At 51.7% G+C, this 22,042-nt stretch carries 19 protein-coding genes and 1 tRNA gene; 10 read left to right on the top strand and 10 right to left on the bottom strand.

The genetic code is table 11. The annotated features are described in order from the left end of the window. Positions 1-85: 85 nt before the first annotated feature. The 6 genes from ACO064_RS17815 (at position 86) to ACO064_RS17790 (ending at position 6,745) form a co-directional block, all read left to right on the top strand. Positions 86-2,179 (top strand): alpha-glucuronidase family glycosyl hydrolase, encoded by a 2,094-nt coding sequence (locus ACO064_RS17815; protein ID WP_421828592.1) that lies wholly within the window; start codon positions 86-88, stop codon positions 2,177-2,179. Between the two features lie 178 nt (positions 2,180-2,357). After that, a complete protein-coding gene (locus ACO064_RS17810) occupies positions 2,358-3,140 on the top strand; it encodes an SDR family NAD(P)-dependent oxidoreductase (RefSeq protein ID WP_421828591.1) in 783 nt (260 codons plus the stop codon). A gap of 93 nt (positions 3,141-3,233) precedes the next feature. Next, positions 3,234-4,106: a sugar phosphate isomerase/epimerase family protein gene (locus ACO064_RS17805; protein WP_421828590.1), complete on the top strand. Its 873-nt coding sequence runs from the start codon at positions 3,234-3,236 to the stop codon at positions 4,104-4,106. Between the two features lie 96 nt (positions 4,107-4,202). Continuing rightward, positions 4,203-5,582: an enolase C-terminal domain-like protein gene (locus tag ACO064_RS17800; RefSeq protein ID WP_421828589.1), complete on the top strand. Its 1,380-nt coding sequence runs from the start codon at positions 4,203-4,205 to the stop codon at positions 5,580-5,582. A gap of 42 nt (positions 5,583-5,624) precedes the next feature. Further along, positions 5,625-6,092 carry a LuxR C-terminal-related transcriptional regulator gene (locus ACO064_RS17795; RefSeq protein ID WP_421828588.1) on the top strand — a complete coding sequence of 156 codons (468 nt, stop codon included), beginning with the start codon at positions 5,625-5,627 and terminating at the stop codon, positions 6,090-6,092. Positions 6,093-6,208: 116 nt separating this feature from the next. Then, positions 6,209-6,745, top strand: a complete 537-nt coding sequence (locus ACO064_RS17790) for a DUF4199 domain-containing protein (protein ID WP_421828587.1) — start codon at positions 6,209-6,211, stop codon at positions 6,743-6,745. 98 nt (positions 6,746-6,843) lie between these two features. On the opposite strand, the gene ACO064_RS17785 is transcribed toward ACO064_RS17790, so the two are convergent. From ACO064_RS17785 to ACO064_RS17775, 3 genes are all read right to left on the bottom strand, one after another. Continuing rightward, positions 6,844-6,917 (bottom strand) — tRNA-Pro (locus ACO064_RS17785). A gap of 110 nt (positions 6,918-7,027) precedes the next feature. Then, positions 7,028-9,430 carry a M1 family metallopeptidase gene (locus ACO064_RS17780; RefSeq protein WP_421828586.1) on the bottom strand — a complete coding sequence of 801 codons (2,403 nt, stop codon included), beginning with the start codon at positions 9,428-9,430 and terminating at the stop codon, positions 7,028-7,030. Between the two features lie 195 nt (positions 9,431-9,625). Next, a complete protein-coding gene (locus tag ACO064_RS17775; RefSeq protein WP_421828585.1) occupies positions 9,626-10,225 on the bottom strand; it encodes a HupE/UreJ family protein in 600 nt (199 codons plus the stop codon). Between the two features lie 165 nt (positions 10,226-10,390). Here ACO064_RS17775 and ACO064_RS17770 point away from each other — a divergent pair, with 165 nt between their 5' ends. The 3 genes from ACO064_RS17770 to ACO064_RS17760 all read left to right on the top strand — a co-directional run bounded on the left by ACO064_RS17770 (position 10,391) and on the right by ACO064_RS17760 (position 12,832). Next, complete coding sequence (locus ACO064_RS17770; protein WP_421828584.1) at positions 10,391-11,362, top strand: zinc-dependent alcohol dehydrogenase family protein; 972 nt, start codon at positions 10,391-10,393, stop codon at positions 11,360-11,362. Positions 11,363-11,645: 283 nt separating this feature from the next. Next, a complete protein-coding gene (locus ACO064_RS17765; protein WP_421828583.1) occupies positions 11,646-12,347 on the top strand; it encodes a MotA/TolQ/ExbB proton channel family protein in 702 nt (233 codons plus the stop codon). A 92-nt stretch (positions 12,348-12,439) separates the two neighbouring features. Next, a complete protein-coding gene (locus tag ACO064_RS17760; RefSeq protein ID WP_114404336.1) occupies positions 12,440-12,832 on the top strand; it encodes an ExbD/TolR family protein in 393 nt (130 codons plus the stop codon). Here ACO064_RS17760 and ACO064_RS17755 read toward each other — a convergent pair. From ACO064_RS17755 to ACO064_RS17745, 3 genes are all read right to left on the bottom strand, one after another. Further along, entirely contained in the window at positions 12,804-13,781 is a 978-nt protein-coding gene (locus tag ACO064_RS17755; RefSeq protein WP_421828582.1) for an FAD:protein FMN transferase, read from the bottom strand. The two genes, ACO064_RS17760 and ACO064_RS17755, sit on opposite strands and share 29 nt — an antisense overlap. Positions 13,782-13,849: 68 nt before the next feature. Continuing rightward, entirely contained in the window at positions 13,850-14,938 is a 1,089-nt protein-coding gene (gene aroC, locus ACO064_RS17750; RefSeq protein ID WP_421828581.1) for a chorismate synthase, read from the bottom strand. Between the two features lie 98 nt (positions 14,939-15,036). Then, positions 15,037-16,389, bottom strand: coding sequence for a BatD family protein (locus ACO064_RS17745; protein ID WP_421828580.1), 1,353 nt, complete (start codon positions 16,387-16,389; stop codon positions 15,037-15,039). 195 nt (positions 16,390-16,584) lie between these two features. Between ACO064_RS17745 and ACO064_RS17740 the strand changes: the two genes are divergently transcribed. Further along, positions 16,585-16,788, top strand: a complete 204-nt coding sequence (locus ACO064_RS17740) for a hypothetical protein (RefSeq protein ID WP_421828579.1) — start codon at positions 16,585-16,587, stop codon at positions 16,786-16,788. A 52-nt stretch (positions 16,789-16,840) separates the two neighbouring features. On the opposite strand, the gene ACO064_RS17735 is transcribed toward ACO064_RS17740, so the two are convergent. The 4 genes from ACO064_RS17735 to ACO064_RS17720 all read right to left on the bottom strand — a co-directional run bounded on the left by ACO064_RS17735 (position 16,841) and on the right by ACO064_RS17720 (position 21,904). Continuing rightward, positions 16,841-18,175 (bottom strand): dihydroorotase, encoded by a 1,335-nt coding sequence (locus tag ACO064_RS17735; RefSeq protein ID WP_421828578.1) that lies wholly within the window; start codon positions 18,173-18,175, stop codon positions 16,841-16,843. Then, positions 18,172-19,158: a porphobilinogen synthase gene (gene hemB / locus ACO064_RS17730; RefSeq protein WP_114404341.1), complete on the bottom strand. Its 987-nt coding sequence runs from the start codon at positions 19,156-19,158 to the stop codon at positions 18,172-18,174. Before hemB ends, ACO064_RS17735 begins: the two co-directional genes overlap by 4 nt. A gap of 41 nt (positions 19,159-19,199) precedes the next feature. Beyond that, positions 19,200-19,880 (bottom strand): response regulator transcription factor, encoded by a 681-nt coding sequence (locus tag ACO064_RS17725; RefSeq protein ID WP_421828577.1) that lies wholly within the window; start codon positions 19,878-19,880, stop codon positions 19,200-19,202. Between the two features lie 107 nt (positions 19,881-19,987). Next, the gene (locus ACO064_RS17720) at positions 19,988-21,904 is read right to left on the bottom strand and encodes a sensor histidine kinase (RefSeq protein ID WP_421828576.1); all 1,917 of its coding nucleotides are present in this window, start codon (positions 21,902-21,904) and stop codon (positions 19,988-19,990) included. Positions 21,905-22,042: the final 138 nt, after the last annotated feature.

The following is a 22,042-nucleotide window of genomic DNA, read 5'->3' as shown; positions in this document are numbered from 1 at the left end:
GTTAATCAGAGAAAATCAGAGTTAATCGGAGCCTCTGCGTACCTCTGATTTTCTCTGATTAACTCTGTGAAACAATTCTTAAACCATGAATTACAAGATCATTTTCCTCTTATTATTCTCCACGCTTTGCAGAGCCGACGATGGTTACCGGTTGTGGCTGAAATACGACCTGATCAAAGACGCCGGGCAACGAGCAGCCTACGCCCGTTCCGCGCAGTTTATCGTTCTGAACAGCACCAGTCCGGTTTTGAAAACAGCCGCCGAAGAATTGCAAACCGGTTTGCAGGGATTACTGGGAAAAACCGTACCAATCGTTCCCAGTGCCGGAGGCAAAACCGGCGGAATCGTACTGGCTTCTGACCCGAATTTACAGTTTGTCAATGACGAAGGTTATCAGATTCTAAACCGCCAGACTACCATCACCATTACCGGAAAAACTGGTTCCGGGGTTCTGTACGGCACTTTCGCCTTGCTGCGTCACCTGCAAACCCGGCAGTCCATCGCCCAACTGTCGTTGACCAGCAGTCCGAAAATCCAGCACCGGATGCTGAATCACTGGGACAATACGGATGCTTCCATCGAACGGGGCTATGCCGGGGAGTCGCTCTGGAAATGGTATGAACTGCCCGAACGCATCGACCCGCGCTACCGGGAATATGCCCGCGCCAATGCGTCGATTGGCATCAATGGAACCGTCGTCAACAACGTCAATGCCAGTTCCCGGTTTCTGACGGCTGAATATTTGCAGAAAGTGGCTGCGCTGGCCAATGTCTTCCGCCCCTATGGAATTAAGATTTATCTCTCTGTTTATTTCCCGGCCCCAAAAACCATCGGAGGCTTAAAAACCGCCGATCCGCTCGACCCCGAAGTGAACCAGTGGTGGGTCGATAAAGTGAATGAGATTTATAAATCCATCCCGGATTTTGGCGGTTTTCTGGTCAAGGCGAACTCGGAAGGACAACCCGGCCCGCAGGATTATGGTCGCAACCACGCCGATGGGGCCAACATGCTCGCCAAGGCCCTGGCTCCGCACAAGGGCACTGTGATCTGGCGGGCGTTTGTCTACAAAGCCGACGGGAAAGCCGACCGTTTCAAAGCGGCTTATGACGAATTCAAGCCGCTGGACGGCCAATTTGAGAAAAACGTGATTGTTCAGGTCAAAAACGGGCCGATTGATTTCCAGCCCCGCGAGCCGTTTTCGCCGATTTTCGGCATGATGCCCAAAACACCCCTGGGTATGGAATTTCAGCTCACGCAGGAATACCTCGGCTTTGCGACCCATCTGGTCTACGAAGCCCCAATTTTCAAGGAGTGTCTGGATTCGGATACGTATGTGAGCGGCAAAGGCTCAACCGTCGCGAAGGTCATCGATGGAAGTCTTCATGCGTATAAGATGACCGCCATTGCCGGGGTGGCCAATACGGGTTCCGACCGAAACTGGACGGGGCATCCGCTGGCGCAGGCCAACTGGTATGCCTTCGGGCGGCTGGCCTGGGATCATACGCTTTCCGCAGAAGCTCTTGCAAATGAGTGGGTAAAAATGACGTTGACGACTGAGCCGCAATCGGTAAAAACCGTTACGGATTTGCTGCTCAAGTCGCGGGAGATTTACGTCAATTACAACACGCCCCTCGGCCTTTCGCGGCCCTGGACGGGCGTTCACTTTGCGCCGGAACCCTGGCAAAACCGCAGTTCACGCCCCGACTGGACGGCGGTTTATTACCACCGCGCCGATTCCGTCGGCCTGGGCTTTGACCGCACCACAACCGGCAGCAACGCTTTGGCCCAATACCGCCCCGAAGTGCAACGCCAGTGGAGTAATCCGGAAACCTGCCCACTTCCCTATTTGCTCTGGTTTCACCACGTTGCGTGGACAAAAAAGCTAAGCACTGGCCGGACGCTCTGGGATGAACTTTGTACCCGGTTTTATACCGGCGCCGATTCTGTGGGCGCGATGCAAAAACAGTGGGCGTCGGTCAAAAAAGACATTGATCCCGAGACGTTTGCCAGTGTTGCCGGTCGGCTGGCGACCCAGCAGAAAGAAGCCGTCTGGTGGCGCGATGCCTGGGTGTTGTATCTCCAGGAATTTGCGAAACAGCCTATTACGGCCCCATTCAAAAAACCGGAGCGAACGTTGCAGGAAGTCAAAGAATTAGTGAATATTTATCAGTTACGCTGATGCCATTAGGACTTACGTCTGATAATTCATACACTTTCGCTTTTTGCCCCTAAATCCCCTAAAGGACGGTTGGCCGCTGCCGGACTTTTTGCATCCGGATTAAGCTGCGTCCAAGTCCCCTTTAGGGGATTTAGGGGCAAAAAGCGAAAGTGCTAGCCATTTAACTACGAATAATCACGTGCAAACAACAGAGAATCAACCTAATCAAAGTGTATTTTCGTTAACCGGAAAACTGGCGCTGATTACGGGCGGAGGAACCGGCATCGGCTTTGACATTGCCCGCTGCATGGTGCAGGCCGGAGCCACGGTGGTCATCACCGGACGACGGGAAGAACCGTTGCGGGAAGCCGTTGAGAAACTGGGCAAAACCGCTCATTATTTCGTCAACGACGTATCCGAACTAACCGCGCTGGATGCGTTGGTCGAACAGATTGAAGCCACGCTCGCGCCCATCGACATTCTGGTGAACAATGCGGGTATCAACCTGAAAAAACCGGCGCTGGAAGTGACGGACGAGGATTTCAACCGGATTATTCAGACTAATCTGAATGCGGTTTTTGCGCTCACCCGGGCCTGCGCCCGGCGAATGGTGCCTCGGCGCAGCGGTTCCATTCTGATGATTTCGTCGATGGCGGCCTATTACGGCATCGACCGCGTGGTGGCCTATGCGGCTTCCAAATCAGGAGTCGAGGGCATGGTGAAAGTGCTGGCGTCGGAATTTTCACCACACAACGTTCGGGTCAATGCCATCGCGCCGGGTTTTATTGAAACCGAAATGAGCAAAAAAGCGATGGGCGGTGATCCCGACCGTCGCGACCGTGCCATGCGCCGAACACCGATGGGGCATTTTGGGAAACCGGAAGACATTGGAAATGCCGCCGTCTTTCTGTCGTCCGAAGCCGCCCGGTACATTACGGGTGCCTCGTTGCCCGTCGATGGTGGTAATTCGATTGGGTTTTAAATAATGCCCCAACCCCCTGAAGTGAGCTTAAAAACCCGGATTTTTTGAGCCCACTTCAGGGGGTTGGGGGCAAATACCTAAACCACTTCTCCCATGAAAAAAATAACCCGAAAAACCTTTATTGAGGATCTTTCGCTGTTCGCTGGCGTCGCCCTGCTTCCGGGAACCGCCTTCGCTTCGCCCGACTGGAAAAAATCGAAGATGAAACTCGGGATGGTCACCTACTTGTGGGGAAAAGACTGGGACGTTCCGACCCTGATCAAAAACTGTACGACGGCTGGAATTACCGGGGCCGAATTGCGGGTGGAACACGCCCACGGTGTGATGCCAAACCTGTCGGCGGCCGAACGGCTGGAAGTGAAAAAGAAATTTGCCGACAGCCCGGTTCAGATCGTGGGATTGGGAACAAACCAGCAATACGATTATCCGGATCAAAACCAGTTGAAACAATCCATCGAGCGAACCAAGGAGTTCATTCGACTCAGTGCCGATGTGGGCGGTTCGGGCGTCAAAGTAAAACCCAACGCGCTACACAAAGACGTTCCGACCGAAAAAACGCTGGCCCAGATTGGGCAATCACTGAACGAACTGGCGAAGTATGCGGCTGATTTGGGGCAACAACTCCGGCTGGAAGTCCACGGTAACGAAACCCAGGAATTGCCGAACATCAAAACCATCATGGACCACGCGCCGAACCGCAACGCCACGGTTTGCTGGAACAGTAACAAGCAGGATTTCAACGGAAAAGGCCTGGAATACAATTTCAATCTGGTAAAACACCGATTTGGTGACACGGTCCACGTCCGCGAATTCAACGATCCGACGTATCCGTATCAGCAATTGCTGGACTGGTTCGCCAAAATGAATTACAAAGGCTGGATTCTGCTCGAATGCCACACCAATCCGGCGGATAAAGTCGCTTCCCTGATTGAGCAGCGGCAGCTTTTTGAGAAAATGACCGCATGAAGGTTTACGGTTTTCAGTTTACGGTGGCTGATGCGTTGCTCTTCGTGCGTCAGCCACCGTAAACTGAAAACCGTAAACTGTAAACCCTACTAAACTATGAATCGCCGGGAATTTGTTGAACGAACAAGCGCACTAGTGACCGCTGGACTAGCTGATTTTTCGCTGAAATCAGAAGCTTCAAAAAAACCGTTGGCAACGATCAAAATTAAGAACGTCAATTCTAATTTTGAGCGGGAACCGCTGAATCCCTACCGGTTCAAGGGAAGTGCCATTACGGATAGCTGGCAGGCGATTTCGCTGCTGGAATCGGATTCCGGTATTCGCAAAATCGGTCTCGGAACACAGGGCGTGCTCTGGTCGGATTCCAGCGTGTTTGCCGCTCACTCCGAAAGCGCCGGCAACGCCCTGATGTATGCGATGACTGAGCGGGCTTTGCAACTCATCAAGGGCACCTCGTTTACCACGCCGGTCGACTTGCTGGATACCGTTCTGCCCGACGTCCTGGCCTATGGCAAACAGATCACCCGCAACCCCGATTTGCGCAAAACCTTCGCCCTGAACGCCTTGGTCAGTGTCGACAATGCCGCCTGGCTGTTGTATGCGCAGGAGAATAAAATGGCCCGCTTCGACGACATGATTCCGGCGGCTTATAGACCGGGTTTGTCACACCGGCATACGAAGGTCGCCAGCATTCCGTCGTTCAGCGTGGGCACTACTGCCGAACGAATCAAGACAGCCGCCGACGAAGGTTATTTTATCATGAAGCTGAAAACCGGTTCGGCCGGAACGCAGTCGGAAATGATTGAAAAAGACATTGCTTTTCTGACGGCAGTTCACAAAGCCATCGGGCATTACGAAACGCCGTATACCAAAACCGGCAAAATACCGTATTACTTCGACGCCAACGGCCGTTACGAAAAGAAGGAAACGCTGCTCCGGTTTCTGGATCACGCCAAAAAAATCGGCGCTTTCGATCAGATTGCGGTGATTGAAGAGCCGTTTGAGGAGAATAATGACGTATTTGTCGGGGATCTGGGCGTGCGGGTTGCCGCCGACGAAAGTGCGCATACCGTGGAAGATGCCGCCCGCCGGATTGAGCAGGGCTACTCGGCCATTGCCGTGAAAGCGATTGCCAAAACGCTCAGCATGACGATGAAAATCACGCAGTTGGCGTATGAGAAGAAGATTCCCTGCTTCTGTGCTGACCTGACGGTTAACCCGATTCTGGTCGACTGGAACAAGTCCGTTGCGGCCCGGCTGCCGCCTTTTCCCGGCATGACGGTCGGTTTGCAGGAAACCAACGGTCACCAGTATTACAAAAACTGGAACACCATGATGGGTTATCACCCCAAAGCCAACGCTTCCTGGACCCGGACCCAAAAAGGCGTTTACCTCACCGATGCCTCATTTTATGAACAAAGCGCGGGCATTTTCGATCCTTCAGCACATTATGAAGCGGTTTTTGCCGAAAAATAAAGACTTGTAAATGAAAGAGATGATTTATCTTTCCTTTGATTCATGGTGAATTTTATAAAGCAAAATAAACTCATTCTGTTGTATGGCATTTCGCTGGCGTTGCTGCTGTTTTCTTTAAAATGGCTCGAAATGCGATTGCTAGTTATTAACCATACGTTTGAAATTTATATTGGTGCGATTGCTATTTTGTTTACAGGCCTGGGAATCTGGCTGGCTCTGAAATTAATTAATCCTAAAATAGAAACCGTCGTTGTCGAAAAATCCGTTTATGTTCAAGCTTCCGGGTTTAGTATAAATGAAGCTGAGCTGATGAAAGTCGGTTTGAGTAACCGCGAACTGGAAGTGCTGCAATTGATCGCCGAGGGACTGAGTAATCAGGAAATTGCATCGCGTCTGTTTGTTTCTTTGAATACCGTTAAAACCCACTCATCAAAAGTGCTTGAAAAACTGGACGTTAAACGCCGAACGCAGGCGATTGAAAAAGCGAAACGACTCAGCCTGATTCCCTGACCGACCTCCCCCTTAAGCATGAATGTGCTGCTCTTTCAGAAAATCACCCGAAAGGATGAGCCTGGAACGGGTGGACCTGTCCAATTTTGTACCGGACAACACTAAACGCAATCGCTATGAAAAAAATCATTCTGGTCTGTGGATTCATCGCCGGTTTGATCATCACCGCCATGATGGTAACGACCACGGCGGTATGCTACCACACACAGGCTTTCGAAAGCAACATGGTATTGGGGTATGCTTCGATGGTTCTGGCTTTCTCCCTTATTTTTGTTGGGGTTAAAAACTTTCGGGATAATTATAACGGCGGTGTTATTTCGTTCGGAAAAGCCTTCAAAATTGGCCTTTACATTACCTTGATTGCCTCAACGATATATGTCGTGGTATGGTTAATTGATTATTATGTTTTCATACCGGATTTCATGGATCGATACACCGCTCATGTTTTAAAAGAAGCCCGACTGGAAGGTGCCACATCGGCAGAATTGGCGAAGCAGGCCGACGAAATGCAATCGTATAAGGAGATGTATAAAAACCCGGTTTGGGTTGTTTTATTAACCTATTCAGAAGTGATTCCGGTTGGTTTGGTTGTCTCTTTGCTCTGTGCATTATTCCTGAAACGAAACACGTCCAAACAGGTTCAGGCCACCTGATGCTTTTCCATACCCGTCAGGTTTTCAAAACCTGACGGGTATAGAAAAGCATAAAAAAAGGGCAAATCAGAAACTCTTCTGATTTGCCCTTTGGCCAGTCGGGATGGCGGGATTCGAACCCACGACCCCTTGCACCCCATGCAAGTACACTACCTGGCTGTGCTACATCCCGAATCGGGTGCAAACTTAATGAATAATGAATACTGAACAAATGAATTGCGCCGAAAGAATCTTGATTTACCTCTAAATTCCCCGGAGCAATCGCATGGTTCCGTATTCCGCTTAGTTCTTATTGGCTCCTCCCTGCCGGGCTGGTGGTTGCGTGGTCTGCTGCTGTTGCTGCATCGGATTCGGTCCCTGTGGCGCAAATGGACTGCGTTGCTGTTTGTAAAGCTGGAAACGCGTCGGCTTCGAAACCCTCGGGAACGAATTATTCTCGCCATCGATGTCGGCAATTTCCTGAAACGGATCGAGCGTCCACTGCGTCACCTTCTTGCTGGTCGCAATCACCTTGTTGATCTGCGCATCGTTGAACCGCCAGATCTCCGCCGGAAACCGTGCCACCGAGTCCGTACCGTCCTCAAACTGCATCCGAATGATCACCGGCATCGGCAAACCGCCCTTGTTCTTCAGCGTCAGCGTATAAAAGTTGTTCTTCGATTCAAGCGTTTTGCGCTCCTCGTCGCTGAGCGACGCCAAGTAATCCTGGTATTTCTTTTTGTCGGCATCCGTCACCGCAAACGGGTCGTAGCTGTTGTAGAAATCGCGCATGGTCGAGTCCTTCGCCACCACGCTTTGGTCTTTCGTAGCCGCGTCGCGAATCTTGCTCATGGTGTTGGCTCTCGCTTCGGCTTCGGAGCGGGCCAGGGCTTTTTCAATTTCGGGATTCTGGGTGTTGAGCGTAAACCAGTCGACTTCGACCAGATCCTGATCGACGGGTTCGACGCCGTAGAACCAGCCTTTCCAGAACCAATCCAGATCGACGCCGGAAGCATCTTCCATCGTCCGGAAGAAATCCGCCGGGCTTGGGTTTTTGAAGGCCCAGCGATTGGCATACTCTTTGAAAGCATAGTCGAACAGTTCGCGGCCCATGACGGTTTCGCGCAGAATGTTCAGCGCCGTGGCCGGTTTGGCGTAGGCGTTGGGTCCCAGACTGATCACGTTTTCGGACGAGGTCATGATGGGCGACAGCACTGATTTGTCGGATTTCATGTAATCGACAATTTGCTGGGGTTCTCCGCGCCGGGTCGGGAACTTATAATCCCATTCTTTTTCAGCCAGATACTGGCAGAAGGTGTTCAGTCCTTCGTCCATCCACGCCCACTGCCGCTCGTCGGAGTTGACGATCATCGGGAAGAAATTATGACCCACTTCGTGAATAATTACCCCAATCATCCCGGCTTTCACCGCTTCGGAATACGTTCCGTCGGGTTCGGGCCGACCGCCGTTGAAGCTGATCATCGGGTATTCCATGCCCCCTCCGGCGGTTCCGTGGCACGAAATGGCGACCGGATACGGGTATTTGAAGGTACGGTTTCCGTATGATTTCAAGGTATGCTCCACGGCCCGCGTCGAATATTGTTCCCAGAGCGGATTGCCTTCTTTGGGATAAAAGGACATGCTCCAGATTTTCTTCCCATCGCCATAGACGTCGGTTTGCATGGCATCCCAGATGAATTTGCGCGACGAGGCAAAGGCGAAATCCCGGACGTTGTCGGCTTTGTAAATCCAGGTTTTCTTGCCGGTCGGTTTGGCTTTTTCAGCCGCTACGGCTTCGGTTTGTGTTACGATCACAACGGGCGTTTTGGAGTTGGCGGCTTTTTGCAACCGCTGGCTTTGGGTGGGCGTCAGCACCTGTTTGTAGTTCTGGCACTCGCCCGATGCTGCCACAACGTGGTCGTTCGGAACGGTGATGGCTACTTTGTAATTGCCGAAGATCAGGGTAAACTCGCCCTGTCCCAGAAACTGCTTGTGTTGCCAGCCGTTCACGTCGTCGTAAGCCGCCAGACGCGGAAACCAGTGGGCGATGAAGTAGTTGTAGTTACCGTCTTTCGGGAAATATTCGTAGCCGCTCCGACCGTAATATTCGGTGATGAGGTAATTCCAGTCGACAGCAAACACGAAATTCTGACCCGGTTTCAGCGGAGCTGGCAGGTCGATCCGCATCATGGTCTGATTGATGGTATATTTCAGGGGCTTACCGGCTTTGTCTTTTACGGCGGTAATTTTATAGCCATAATCCCGATTGAGCGTCTGGCCACGTCCCCGTCCAGCCGTTGATGCCAGGGTTCCCAGAGAAGCCGCTGACATTCCCGTTTCACTGACGCCACCGGTTCGCGTAATGCCCCCGATTGATCCTTTTTCGAAATAATTTTGCTCCAGTTGCAGCCAGATGTATTTCAATTCGTCGGGCGAGTGGTTGAAATACGTCACCACTTCCGATCCGATGATCTTTTGATTGGCATCATCGAGTTCAACTTTAATATCGTAGTCGGCCCGGTTCTGGAAGAAATCGCGGCCCGGTGAGCCTGAAGCCGTGCGAAAGGTGTTGGGCGTGGGTAACATCGAGCCCATTTGTTCAAAACGATCGTTGGCCTTATAGGTCGGTGTAGATGGCGCCTGAGCCTCTGCACCAAATACTATTGCAGTCAATCCCGCAACCAACAGGGAGAATCTCAACTTCATAGTTAGGTATCAGAATATAATTTGTAGATGAATATGGCTATGAAGTTACTAAAAACCGCCAAACAATATCTATTGAACGGTTGCCGGGAGCCGCAATGCTACTAAAGTTTCTATTTGTCCCTGTTATTTTCCTAGTTCACATTCACGTAAAAACGCATGGAAACCAGCGCCTGGCGGATTGACGGTCCAGTTCGATCAGGCGAAATACGGGTTGTTGATGATCAGGGAGAGCGCCATTCCGGCGACGACACCGGAGACAATCAGGTTCCAGTCGTGCCGACGGACTTTGAGGATTTCGATGAGGACAAAGGCAATGGTCAACACGCCAAGCACAATAAAAATCTGGCCAAATTCCAGTCCGATATTAAACGCGAACAACGGTTTTACGATGCTGGATTGCTGCCCCAGCAAACTCCTGAGGTAATTGGAAAAACCCATTCCGTGAATCAGGCCAAACAGCAGCGCCAGTACATACCGCCCCCGGGGTTGTTTGGGCTGTTCATTAAACCGGCTTTTGGGGACTTTGAAGAAAAAATTACTGATGGCCGTAATCAGGATCGTCACCGGGATCAGCAATTCGATCAACTCCGTGCTGTAGTTGATGAGTTGCAGGGTAGCCAGCGCCAGTGTGAGGGAATGGCCAATGGTAAAAGCCGTTACGAGAATCAGGGTTTGTTTCCACTGGTTCAGGCTGTAAACAGCACACAAAGCTACGACAAACAAAATGTGGTCGTAACCACCCGGATCGGTAATGTGCGCAAAGCCCAATTGGAGATAAGCCCAGAATTCACTCATAAGATCGGTTTCTGTTGGTTAGTTGCCGGTGAGAACCGGTCGGCATTGTGCCGCAAAAATAGAAAGTTTGTTCATTCTGACCTATTATCCCGTCAGTAACTACCGAATGCATTGTACTTTTGTCGAATAAGTGATATTTCGCACACCATTGCTTTTATTGTATCCATGCAGACGGTCAATTTCTCAACCATCGGAAAACCTGCCGACACACTTCAGGTCATCGATACTTTCCTGCCCGAACCCGGTCCAGGTGAAGTCCGGATCAAAGTCATCGCCAGCCCGATCAACCCTTCGGATCTGATGTTCGTGCAGAATCTGTACGGTATTCAGCCCGAATTGCCCTCGGGCGCGGGTTTCGAAGGCGTTGGCATTGTCGATGCGCTGGGAGAAGGCGTTACGATGCGCACCGGCATTCGGGTGAGTTTTACGGCCATTGGGGCCTGGTCGGAGTATGTGCTGGCCAACCAGCGCAGTCTGATTCCGGTGCCGGACGCTCTCTCGGATGAGGTGGCCGCCCAGTTGTTTGTCAATCCGTTTTCGGCCTACGCCATGCTCGAAGAGTCGGGTCTTCAGGCGGGGCAATGGGTGTTGCTGACAGCCGCCGGATCGTCGTTTAGCAAACTCGTGATTCAGTTGTGTAAACTCAAAGGCATTCAAACCATCGGTACGGTTCGGCACAACGAGCTAAATGACGAGCTAAAAGCCTTGGGCATCACGGCCATCGTCAATACGGAAAAAGAGAAACTGACCAGCCGGGTCAAAGCCCTCACCGAAGGCAAGGGCGTGACCTGTGTTCTGGAAGCGGTGGGCGGCAACACGGCTTCCGACGCGCTGAAATGTCTGGCGAAAGGTGGCACCATGATCCTCTACGGCGTGTTGAGCATGCAAAATCCGTCTTTCAATGTGGGCCTGATGATTTTCCGGGAACTGACCATTAAAGGCTTCTGGCTTACCGACTGGATGCGTCGGGTCGATAGCCAGACGCGGCAGACCGTGGCCCGCAACGTGATTACGCTGCTCGTTGGTGGTCAGATTCAGGTGCCGGTTGAAGCGACATATCCACTTTCGGAAATTAAAAAAGCCGTTGAACACAGCGAACAGGCTGGCCGGCACGGCAAGATTTTGATTAAGGTCTAGTCAGTAACTTTTCTGACTATTCTGCTTATTGTTTCGTTATATTTGAACAATCGTCGCAAACCTTAGCAGGGTCTTCGACCGCTGACAGGGTTTTGGTTTCGTCATAGCATAATACGTACTAAACCGCTTTGGGAAAAGACTACTAAACCGCTGTCAGGGTCTCCGACCGCTGACAGGGTTTGAAGACAATAAATCCGGCGGGGAGGACGTTGAAAACGAAGACGTTTGCCCGGCTCCGGTCCATTGCAACCCGTAAAACCGATTTATCTGATTCATAGCGCACATGATTCTATTACAAGTTCCAACGGCTGGTGCTCCGGCCGTCGATTCCACGGCAGTAGCCCCGGCCCAAAGCATGCAATTATTCGATCTGGTCGCCAAAGGGGGCTGGGTCATGATTCCGATCTCTCTCCTGTTTTTTTTCGCCTTGTACATGATTATCGAACGCTGGCTGTTCATTCGCAGCAACACGAAGGTCGACGATAATTTCATCGACAATGTGAAAGACATGGTTTTGCAGGGCAATATCAAATCCGCCGAATCATTCTGCAAAAACCAGCGGAATTCCATCGGACGGATTTTTGAAAAAGCTGTTGGCCGCATTGGTTCGCCAATCCGGGAAATCGAAGGAACGCTGGAAACCGTCGGACAAATCGAGTTGTCGCGTCTGGAGAAGAACCTGGGCTATCTGGGGATTATTGCCGGTATTGCGCCGATGCTGGGTTTCATCGGTACCATTTCGGGGATTATCCGGATTTTCTACGATATTTCGTTGTCTGACAACATCAGTGTCGGTATCATCGCCGGTGGTCTATACGAAAAAATGATCACCTCCGGTGCCGGTCTGATCGTCGGGGTCATTGCCTACACGGGCTACCACCTACTGAGCATGTTCATTGAAAAATTCACGCTGAAGCTGGAAATCAACTCGTTCGAATTCATGGAAGTGTTGCAAAAACCGACCGAGGCCGCCAGAGTTAGATAAGTTTTAACCAGACAAGAGAGAATAGACAAGAGAGTAAAGACAACGTAGGGTACGGTCTTTTATCTCTTGTCTCTTGTCTTTCCTCTCCAATAATGAAATTCCGAAGAAAACATAAGTTTGCCGCCGAGGTGGCCACCTCCTCCCTGAACGACATCATGTTTTTCCTGCTGTTGTTCTTTTTGATCATCTCGACGGTAGCGAATCCCAACGTCATCAAGCTGCTGCTTCCCAAAGCGGCCTCTTCACAGCAATTGAGCAAGAAACAGGTGACGTTGTCGGTCGATGGTCAGAAGCAGTATTTCATCGATAAAACGCCTATTGCGCCCGAAAACCTGGAGATGGAACTGAAATCGGTGTTGAAGGATGTGGCAGAACCAACGATTGTGGTGCGGGTCGACAAAACCCTGGCCGTTCAGGATCTGGTTGATGTGCTGCAAACCGGGGCCAAACTGAACATCAAAATGGTGATGGCGACGTCGAAGTAACTGAACTCCATTTTTTTAGTTTCCCATTTCGTTCTTCCGACATCCAGACGGTTACGCCCGGAAACCGCTTTATCAGCCGCTTGCTTTTCCGAATTCCTGCCACACTGAAAACTTTGGTGAGCGCATCGGCCTGTGTGCCGTTGGGTGCTAAAACCGTCGTCTGGGCGTGGTAAAGCAGTCCCAGCCCCGTCCGCGGATTCATCAGGTGCGAATACCGCCTGTCATTGTGGTCGAGATACCGGTGCGTGGCGCCCGAAGTCGTGATGCCTACGTGGCGGAGCAGCAAGGTCGTCGTATCGGCAGCAGTCCCGATCAGAATCCGCCAGCCACGTTCGCCCGGTGGTGGGTCACTCAACAGAATATCGCCCCCAATATCCAGCAAAGCCGATTTGATGCCCAACTGTTGAAGCACTTTCAGCCCTTCGTCATTGGCGTAACCCTGGCCAATCCCGCCCACATCCAGCCGCATACCCGGTTTTTTCAACCGCACAAAGCCCGGTTTTTTTAATTCGATCAACCGGTAATCGACCCGTTGGTGCGCTTTTCGGAGTTCCGGTTTTGTGGGAAAGATTTTGCGTCGAACAGCCCGGCGCCAGAGTTGCGACAGCGGCCCAACTGTGGGATCGAACAATCCGTCGGAGGCTTTGGCAATGGCAACCGCCCGGCTGAGGATATCGAACAAATCCGGGGAAACCGCCACCCATTGACCCGAACCCGCCGTGGCTGACAGCCGGTTGATTTCACTCCCGTCCAGGTAATCACTCATGACGACATTGAGCGAATCCATCCGGGCATCGACCGCCCGGCGTACGTATTGCGCAACGCTGTCGTTGGACGCGTAAAAAATTTGCCGGAATTCGGTACCAAACAGTCCCCGGTCGAACGTGTACCGCTGGAGCGGCTGGGCGATGGTTGCCCAACTGGTTAGCGTAAAAAGAATTGCCCCCAACCCCCTAAAGGGGGCTAAAAACGACGAAATTTTAGCCCCCTTTAGGGGGTTGGGGGCAAATTTCAACTTCACACTTTCGCGCCTTTATTCCGCAAGTAAAAATCGGCCAGCACCAGCGCGGCCATGGCTTCTACAATCGGAACGGCGCGCGGAACCACGCAGGGGTCGTGCCGTCCTTTGCCCGAAACCACCACCGGATCGCCGTTGACGTCGACGCTGTCCTGGTCTTGCATGATGGTGGCTACGGGTTTGAAAGCAACCCGAAAATAAATATCCTCGCCGTTGGAAATACCGCCCTGAATCCCGCCGGAATGGTTCGTTTTGGTCCGAACGCGCCCGGTTTCGTCGCCCGGTTCGATGTAGAATTCATCGTTGTGTTCCGAGCCATGCAATTCGACGCCGGCAAAACCGCTACCGTATTCAAAACCTTTTACAGCATTGATGCTCAACATGGCCTTGCCCAGTTCAGCGTGCAGTTTATCGAAAACCGGCTCTCCCCAGCCCGCCGGAGCGCCGGTGATGACGCACGATACGATGCCTCCGATGGAATCGCCCTGTTTGCGGGTTTCGTCGATGTAGTCGAACATTTGCTGCGCCAGTTCCGGATCAGGACACCGAACGGCGTTCTCTTCGGCCTTCGCCAGATCGAGTTGTTGATACGGGGTTTCGAGCTTCAGCTTTCCGACCTGCGATACATACGCCTGAATGCTGACGCCCTGTTGTTTCAACAGCAATTTGGCCAGGGCTCCGGCAGCCACGCGCGCGGCTGTTTCGCGGGCAGAACTGCGTCCACCGCCCCGATAATCACGAACACCGTACTTTTCCTGGTAAGTATAATCGGCATGGGAAGGGCGGAATTGCTGGGAGATGTGCGAATAATCTTTGCTGCGCTGGTCTTCGTTCCAGATCACCAGGCTGATGGGCGTTCCTTCGGTTTTCCCTTCAAAGATGCCGGAAAGCACCTGAAATTCGTCCTTCTCGCGCCGTTGCGTCGTAATGCGCGACTGGCCCGGTTTCCGGCGATCCAACTCCGACTGAATGAAAGCCGTATCGACCTCCAACCCGGCCGGGCAACCGTCGATGATGACCCCGATCGCTGCGCCGTGCGATTCGCCAAAGGTGGCTATTTTAAAAAGCGTTCCGTATGTACTGCTCATTCTTCACGTTTAAGGTTTAAAGTTTAAGGTTTAAGGTTTAACGCTGTCAACACCGTGATTACCGTTAAACTTTAAACCTCAAACCTTAAACGACTCGTTTATTTTCTCCAAAATAAATACATCATTCCCACAATCATGCCGACCAGCAGGATATTTACCAGCAATCGGAGCATTTCCTGGAGATTAACCGGCTGTTGCGAGCTGTCTGTTTGCTCGATACCGGTATAAATCGACCCCGGTAAACTCACCCGGACGGTATCGCCTTCGGGCAAGGCCGTTCCGCCAACCCGTAACGTAATGGCCGATTGCAGGGTGTCATACCGCTGTTGTTTCAGGTCAAAGTAAATCCATTGAAAAAACGACGCCAGCGGAAAATTGCCGTTCTGGCGGGGGATAAGAGCATAGGAAAAGGTTTTGTAGCCCGAAACGATACCACCGCCCCGGTTGATGATGGTCTTTTCACCGGGAGAAAAAATATCGAACGTTGTGGAGTCGGGTACCACCGGAGCGGGCAACGACGCGATGTTGCCTTCGCCCGTGATCCGAAAATTATACTGGACACTCTGCCCAACGGCGGGGTTTTTCCGCAGGCTCGTTTCAATCAACCGGTATTGTCCGACAGCCACCTGATCGCGAAGCGGGTGGGGCGGCAAGGGCATAACATTCACCGAAAGGGGGCGAGTCGTATAGGCGACGACTTCTTTCCTGCGCTCGCCCCCCGGTTTAGCCGCCGGGCGGTATTGCAACAGGTTCAACTGAACCGATGGAATCTGAATGGATTGCTTGTTCAGCGGAAAAAAGGTAGCCTGATAGATGCGATATTCGGCGTAACGTTTGCCGTTGAAGAAAACCGTATGCCGCGACAGGTCGGTAATTCCTTCGTTTTCTTCCCAGCAATTGGCCGGGCGCACTATTTTCAGAAGTTGTTGTAACTGCTGATCAAGTTCATAAAACGTTAATTCAAACGGATAGGATTCGGCCACAAAAAAAGACAATTTTAGCGAAAATCCCTCGCCGGTATAAACCGAGCTTTTTGAGGTACTTAACGACAGAAAAACGTCATTTTTAGCGATAGTTTCCGGGGGAGCAGCAATGGCCCTGACCGTATCGCCGGGAGCAGGTTGCGGTTTAACGGTAATGATGACCTCTTCGGATTGGATCGTCGTTTCGCCCACGGTCAGTTCAAATGGAGGCAGACGGAACTGGCCGGGACGTATAGCGGCATATGATTGGGTAATCACTTGTGAAACAACGGTTTTCCCGTTCATTTCGGCGGGTGAAACGCTGGTAACCGTTCCTTTTTTAATGAAGCCTTTTATGGAAGGAAAGTTAACGGCAGGCCGGGAATCACTGTTTTTGATGACAACTGAAATGGTAAAGGGCCGTTCGATCGAAATGTCCGTTTCACCCAAATCAATGGAAATCGACGGCTCCTGGGCTAACGCTTTCATGCTCAGGAGGCCGTAAAAAAATAATGCAACTAAAAATTGGAATTTTAAAAATTTCATCTCTAAATTTGAGCAACAAAAATACGTAGAATGCGTTACAATTTTAGAGATGCCGACGGATCATTTCCGATCAGTTGAACATCTTTTGAATGTGGAGTAGCTCCTCAAAACTCTAACCAAAAAATCGTAGTATGTGGTATGGCAACAATGCTGGAGTACATCAAGACTATCCTTCAGAAAGTAAGCTTTGACAAGAAATTGTTTGAGAAGGAATTAAAAAAGGCGATCGGTCTCCTCATTCCCGAGGAGGTAAAACAGTTAAAATCGTGGTGTTATGAGAAATTTAGTAGTCTATACTTGTCTATTCTCAACCGATGTTTTTACCGACGAAGGTTAGCGTGAACAGGCGAAATACATGGTAAAAAAAGGCCGGCTGAAAAGTCGGCCTTTTTCATTATCGGACAAAATGTAACCGTTTTCCAGTTACCGTATCGTTAAACAAACCATGGTTATAAGCCAGATGCCCCGAAACGATCGTATGGGTGACGGCCGTGCCAAAAACCGTTCCCTCCAGGGGCGACCAACCACACTGGTACTGAATGTTTTCTTTAGACACTGCGGTTTTCTGTTTCGGGTCCACCAGCACCAGATCGGCCCAGTAGCCTTCCCGAATATAGCCGCGCCGGTCGATCTGAAAACAATCGGCGGGCGCGTGGCACATTTTCTCCACCACTTTTTCAATCGATAGTTTTCCCTGCTGAACGGCTTCCAGCATGATCAGCAAAGGGTGCTGCACCAGCGGCAAACCGGAGGGTGCCTGCCAATAGGGCTGCTGCTTTTCGTCCCAGGTGTGGGGTGCGTGATCGGTGGCAATGATGTCCAGCCGGTTGTCGAGCAACGCCTGCCAGAGTTGCGGTTTGTGATGGGGAGCTTTGATGGCCGGGTTGCACTTGATGAGGTTGCCCAGCCGCGCGTAATCGCCGGCATCGAACCACAGGTGGTGAACGCAGACTTCGGCCGTAATCCGCTTTTCTTTCAGTGGAACCGTGTTGTCAAACAGGGCCAGTTCGTCGGCGGTCGAAATGTGCAGGATATGCAGCCGGGTGTTGTGTTTTTTGGCCAGTTCCACCGCCAGCGACGACGATTTCAGGCAGGCTTCCTCATTCCGCACCAGCGGATGAATTTCAGCCGTGGCAGCATCGCTATACTGCTCTTTGTACCGGGCGGTATTGGCCCGGATGGTGGCTTCGTCTTCGCAGTGCGTCGCAATCAGCATCGGGCTTTGCCGGAACACCTCTTCCAGGACCGTCACGTTATCGACCAACATGTTGCCCGTCGAGGAACCCATGAAAATCTTGATCCCACAGACGGTTTTAGGGTCGGTTTTCAGCACTTCCGCCAGGTTATCGTTCGAACCGCCCATAAAAAACGAATAATTGGCGAGAGACGTCCGCGCGGCAATCTCGTATTTCTGCGTCAGCAACTCCTGCGTCAACACATTCGGGACCGTATTGGGCATTTCCATGAAACTGGTAACGCCCCCGGCCACCGCAGCCCGCGCTTCGGAATGGATGGTGGCTTTGTGGGTCAAACCGGGTTCGCGAAAATGCACCTGATCGTCGATGACACCGGGCAAGAGGTAATTGCCATCCGCATCGATGACGGTATCCGCTTGCTGGCTCAGCCCCGAACCAATTTGCTCGATAAAACCGTCTTTGCAATAGACATCGGTTTCGCGAATGGCGCCTTCGTTTACCAGCCGGGCATTCCGTATTAAAATCGTGCTCATGCTTTTTTCCGGAGTTGGGCGACTTCTTTCGCGAAATAGGTGAGAATAATTTTGGCTCCCGCCCGTTTCATGGCCGTCAGAATTTCGAGCATGGCGCGTTCACCGTCGAGCCAGCCGTTGGCAGCCGCAGCTTTCACCATCGCGTATTCCCCGCTGACGTTGTAGGCCGCAATCGGCAGGTCAAAGTTATCGCTTAATAATTTGATGATATCCAGATACACCATAGCCGGTTTTACCATCAGGAAATCAGCTCCTTCGGCGTAATCCAGTTCGGCTTCGATGAGGGCTTCGCGGCTGTTGGCGGGGTTCATCTGGTAGGTCTTCTTGTCGCCAAAACGCGGGGCGGAATCGAGCGCATCGCGGAACGGGCCGTAGAAAGCACCGGCATATTTGGCGGTGTAAGCCATAATCGACACGTTGGTAAATCCCTCTTTGTCAAGCGCTTCGCGGATGTAGCCGATGCGTCCGTCCATCATATCCGACGGCCCGATGATGTCGGCACCGGCGCGGGCCTGCGCCACCGCCATCTTCGCCAGCACCACCAGCGTTTCGTCGTTGACCACTTCAAAACCGTTCGCGCTTTCCTCCACAATCCCGTCGTGACCGTCGGAACTATACGGGTCCATCGCCACATCGGTCATCAGGGCAATCTCGGGAAACCGGGTCTTGATGGCTTTTACGGCTTGCAGATACAAGCCTGCGGGATTGTGGCTTTCCGTCGCGTACTTATCTTTTTTGCTTTCGGGCAAATTGGGAAACAGGGCAAACGTTCGCAAACCCAGGTCGACGCATTCCTGCATTTCCTCGAGCAGCAGGTCGAGCGAAAACCGGGCAACTCCCGGCATCGACGTGATTTCGGAGCGGACGCCCTGGCCTTCCATCACGAACATGGGATAAATCAGGTCGGACAGCGAAAGGAAGTTTTCCTGCACCAGTTCCCGAATAACGGGCGATTTTCTATTTCTGCGGGGTCTTCGTAGCATAACGCAATTGGTTTCCGGGTGCAAAGATACACACGGCAACGTTACGCCATGAGTTTAAATCCTTCGCCGTGCAGGTTCACAATCTGTACGGACTCATCGTCTTTCAGGTATTTGCGGAGCTTGGTGATGTAAACGTCCATGCTGCGGGCGTTGAAATACGAATCGTCACCCCAGATGAGCTTGAGGGCAAAACTCCGGCTGAGCGGCTGGTTTTTATTCTGGGCGAACAACTTGAGCAGGGCGGATTCTTTGCTGGTCAGTTTCACGTCGGTTCCGTTGCGGGTGAGAAGCTGGTGGGCAAAATCGAACGAAAAAGAGCCAATCTGGTAAGTGGCCGGTTGCTGCATCTCGTCGGTTTTGTGATACCGCCGGAGAATGGCCTGAATCCGCAGCAGCAACTCCTCCATGCTGAACGGCTTGGTCATGTAGTCGTCGGCCCCGATCCGGAATCCCTGAATGGTGTCCTCCTTCATCGACTTGGCGGTCAGGAAAATAATCGGCACATCCCGACCCGACATCCGGACTTCCTTCGCCAGTGAAAAACCGTCTTTTTTCGGGAGCATCACATCAAAGAGACACAGATCGTAGGCGTTGTCTACAAACCGCTGCCAGCCCTGATTACCGTCCGTAGCCAGGTCGGTATCGTATCCTTTCGAGCTCAGGTATTCCTGCAGCAACATTCCCAGATTCGGGTCATCTTCAACCAGTAAGAGCTTAGGCATCTTGTATTTTCCTCTGATCACCTCTGATTTCCTCTGATCCACTCTGTGTAACAATTTAAAGCTATTACACAGAGTGGATCAGAGAAAATCAGAGGTGATCAGAGCATTTAAGTGTGTTGGTATGGCAAAACTAACTCAAAAGAACTTCCTTTTCCCAACTGGCTGTCGACCCGAATGGAACCGTGGTGTTCTTCAACCATTTTCTTGACGTAACTCAGCCCCAGCCCGAAGCCTTTGACATCGTGCAGGTTCCCCGTCGGAACGCGGTAAAACTTCTCAAAAATCCGGCTGACCTGGTCTTTCGTCATGCCAATGCCGTGATCGGCGACGGTGATGCTCACGCCATTTTCCACATTTCGGGTTCGAATGGTAATATCCGGTTTTTCGGGCGAATATTTAATGGCATTGTCGAGCAGGTTATACAGAATGTTGCTCAGGTGGAGTTCATCGGCTTCCACGATCTCCTCGGCAGCTTCAAAATCCAGGTGAACTTCGCCTTCTTTTTGTTCAATCTGTAACCCAATGGTATTCAAAACGTTGCCGATGGTGTCGTGAATATTGACCGACGAGAGTTTCAGTTTTACGGCTCCTTTCCCGGCCGTAGCCCGGTCGAGGAGCGCCATTTGCAGCACTTTCTCGACGTGCGTTCCCAACCGACGGGTTTCATCGCGGATGATGCCCATGTAGCGGGTCAGGCGCGTGGCTGGTTCTTCCGACGTCTCAATCCCCTGGCTGAGTTGCTCCTGCGCCATTTCCACTGCCAGTGAGATGGTCGAAATTGGCGTTTTGAACTCATGGGTCATGTTATTGATAAAGTCATTCTTGATGTCGGCGAGTTTTTTCTGTCGCATGATGGTGTTGATGGCGATGTAAAAACAAGCCATAATGACCAGCACCAATAACGCCGAACCCGCCAGAATCGCACTCATTTTTCGCAGAATAAACTGCTGCTGGTCGGGAAAATACACATAGACATAATTGCCCTTTTCCAGAAAATTGTTGGGGAACAACACGGCTTTGTAGATCTTCTTTTTCCCCTGCATCTGGTTGTCCGAATGCGACGCAAACAGCAGTTGCGGTTTGGCCAGTCCCATGCCCACGTTCGTCCGCACGCCATATTCAAACGGAATGGTGATGCCCCGCTCGGCAATGGACTCTTTCAACAGAGAATCCAGCAAGGTCCGGTTGATGCGGCTCTCGATGGGGCGATTGGCAAAGAGCAGATCCCGCACCACGCCTTTGACCATCTCCGATTGCTGTTCCACTTTCTGCAAGCCCACGGTGGAACCGGAAGCCGCCACGACCGGAGCCGGTGGCACCGGCACTTTCCGTTTGGGGCGCAGTTTGCGGAAAATCTGTTCTTTTTTCAGCGGTTTTTGCACCACCAACACGCTGTCGGGCTGGGCATACATCAACCGCAACTGGCGTTCAAATACCTGATCGACCAGCGTATTGAAATGCCGTTGCTGTTGCAGTTGCAAATCCCAGAGTTCGTCGGGGCCCAGGGCATCCTGTTGCCGAACCAGGTCTTCAAAATGCCGCTGCTGAACTTCCGATAATTTCTGAACATCCGATTGAAAAGCGTCCGATGGCGAAACCTGCGTTTGCTGCCAGACTTTCACCGGAACCGTGCCATTCGTGCTTTCCGGTTCAGACACCACCGGTTTGGTTTCGTTTGGCTGGTTGGCCGCATACGATTCCGTGCGGTTTCTTTTTGAAAACCGGCTGGCAGCTTTGGCCAGTTGGTCGCGGTTGCTCAAGGATTGTGCCGCAACCGTGGGCCGGGAGATGGCGATGAGCTGCCGTTGCTGCTGCTGCTGGTTCATGCGCTGGCGGGCCAGATACAGAATCTCCTTCCGCTCCAAAGTCCTCACCACTTCCTGCAATCCGTCGGTCACTTTATAATCAAACTGTTCTTTTTGCAACGACAGCGCATTGTCGATCCAGTAGAGTTGCAGCGAAATCAGGCCCAGCAAACCCACGGTCATCAACACGGCAATCCAGCGTATGCGTTGTTTTGTCATTTTTTATTCCTCCTGTGCAACATTTTCGGTTTCCCTCGCATCTATTAACTGGTTAACCCACCTAAAATTACGAAACCAGTGGGCCACCGGCGAAACCGGCCCTGTTGATTTAACAAACTTTAACAGCGAAACAATTCG

The organism is Larkinella sp. (genome assembly GCF_965227735.1).
In the GTDB taxonomy this organism is placed as follows: Bacteria; Bacteroidota; Bacteroidia; order Cytophagales; family Spirosomataceae; genus Larkinella.
This window is presented reverse-complemented; position numbering and strand designations above follow the sequence as displayed.

Excerpts from the sequence above, each read along its gene's own strand:
- ACO064_RS17770 (WP_421828584.1), top strand. The coding sequence starts at position 10,391 with ATGCAGACGGTCAATTTCTCAACCATCGGAAAACCTGCCGACACACTT.
- ACO064_RS17735 (WP_421828578.1), bottom strand. The coding sequence starts at position 18,175 with ATGAGCACGATTTTAATACGGAATGCCCGGCTGGTAAACGAAGGCGCC.
- ACO064_RS17740 (WP_421828579.1), top strand. The coding sequence starts at position 16,585 with ATGGCAACAATGCTGGAGTACATCAAGACTATCCTTCAGAAAGTAAGC.
- hemB (WP_114404341.1), bottom strand. The coding sequence starts at position 19,158 with ATGCTACGAAGACCCCGCAGAAATAGAAAATCGCCCGTTATTCGGGAA.
- ACO064_RS17790 (WP_421828587.1), top strand. The coding sequence starts at position 6,209 with ATGAAAAAAATCATTCTGGTCTGTGGATTCATCGCCGGTTTGATCATC.
- ACO064_RS17765 (WP_421828583.1), top strand. The coding sequence starts at position 11,646 with ATGATTCTATTACAAGTTCCAACGGCTGGTGCTCCGGCCGTCGATTCC.
- ACO064_RS17780 (WP_421828586.1), bottom strand. The coding sequence starts at position 9,430 with ATGAAGTTGAGATTCTCCCTGTTGGTTGCGGGATTGACTGCAATAGTA.
- ACO064_RS17760 (WP_114404336.1), top strand. The coding sequence starts at position 12,440 with ATGAAATTCCGAAGAAAACATAAGTTTGCCGCCGAGGTGGCCACCTCC.
- ACO064_RS17795 (WP_421828588.1), top strand. The coding sequence starts at position 5,625 with ATGGTGAATTTTATAAAGCAAAATAAACTCATTCTGTTGTATGGCATT.
- ACO064_RS17725 (WP_421828577.1), bottom strand. The coding sequence starts at position 19,880 with ATGCCTAAGCTCTTACTGGTTGAAGATGACCCGAATCTGGGAATGTTG.
- ACO064_RS17745 (WP_421828580.1), bottom strand. The coding sequence starts at position 16,389 with ATGAAAGCGTTAGCCCAGGAGCCGTCGATTTCCATTGATTTGGGTGAA.
- ACO064_RS17720 (WP_421828576.1), bottom strand. The coding sequence starts at position 21,904 with ATGACAAAACAACGCATACGCTGGATTGCCGTGTTGATGACCGTGGGT.
- ACO064_RS17775 (WP_421828585.1), bottom strand. The coding sequence starts at position 10,225 with ATGAGTGAATTCTGGGCTTATCTCCAATTGGGCTTTGCGCACATTACC.
- ACO064_RS17815 (WP_421828592.1), top strand. The coding sequence starts at position 86 with ATGAATTACAAGATCATTTTCCTCTTATTATTCTCCACGCTTTGCAGA.
- ACO064_RS17805 (WP_421828590.1), top strand. The coding sequence starts at position 3,234 with ATGAAAAAAATAACCCGAAAAACCTTTATTGAGGATCTTTCGCTGTTC.
- aroC (WP_421828581.1), bottom strand. The coding sequence starts at position 14,938 with ATGAGCAGTACATACGGAACGCTTTTTAAAATAGCCACCTTTGGCGAA.
- ACO064_RS17800 (WP_421828589.1), top strand. The coding sequence starts at position 4,203 with ATGAATCGCCGGGAATTTGTTGAACGAACAAGCGCACTAGTGACCGCT.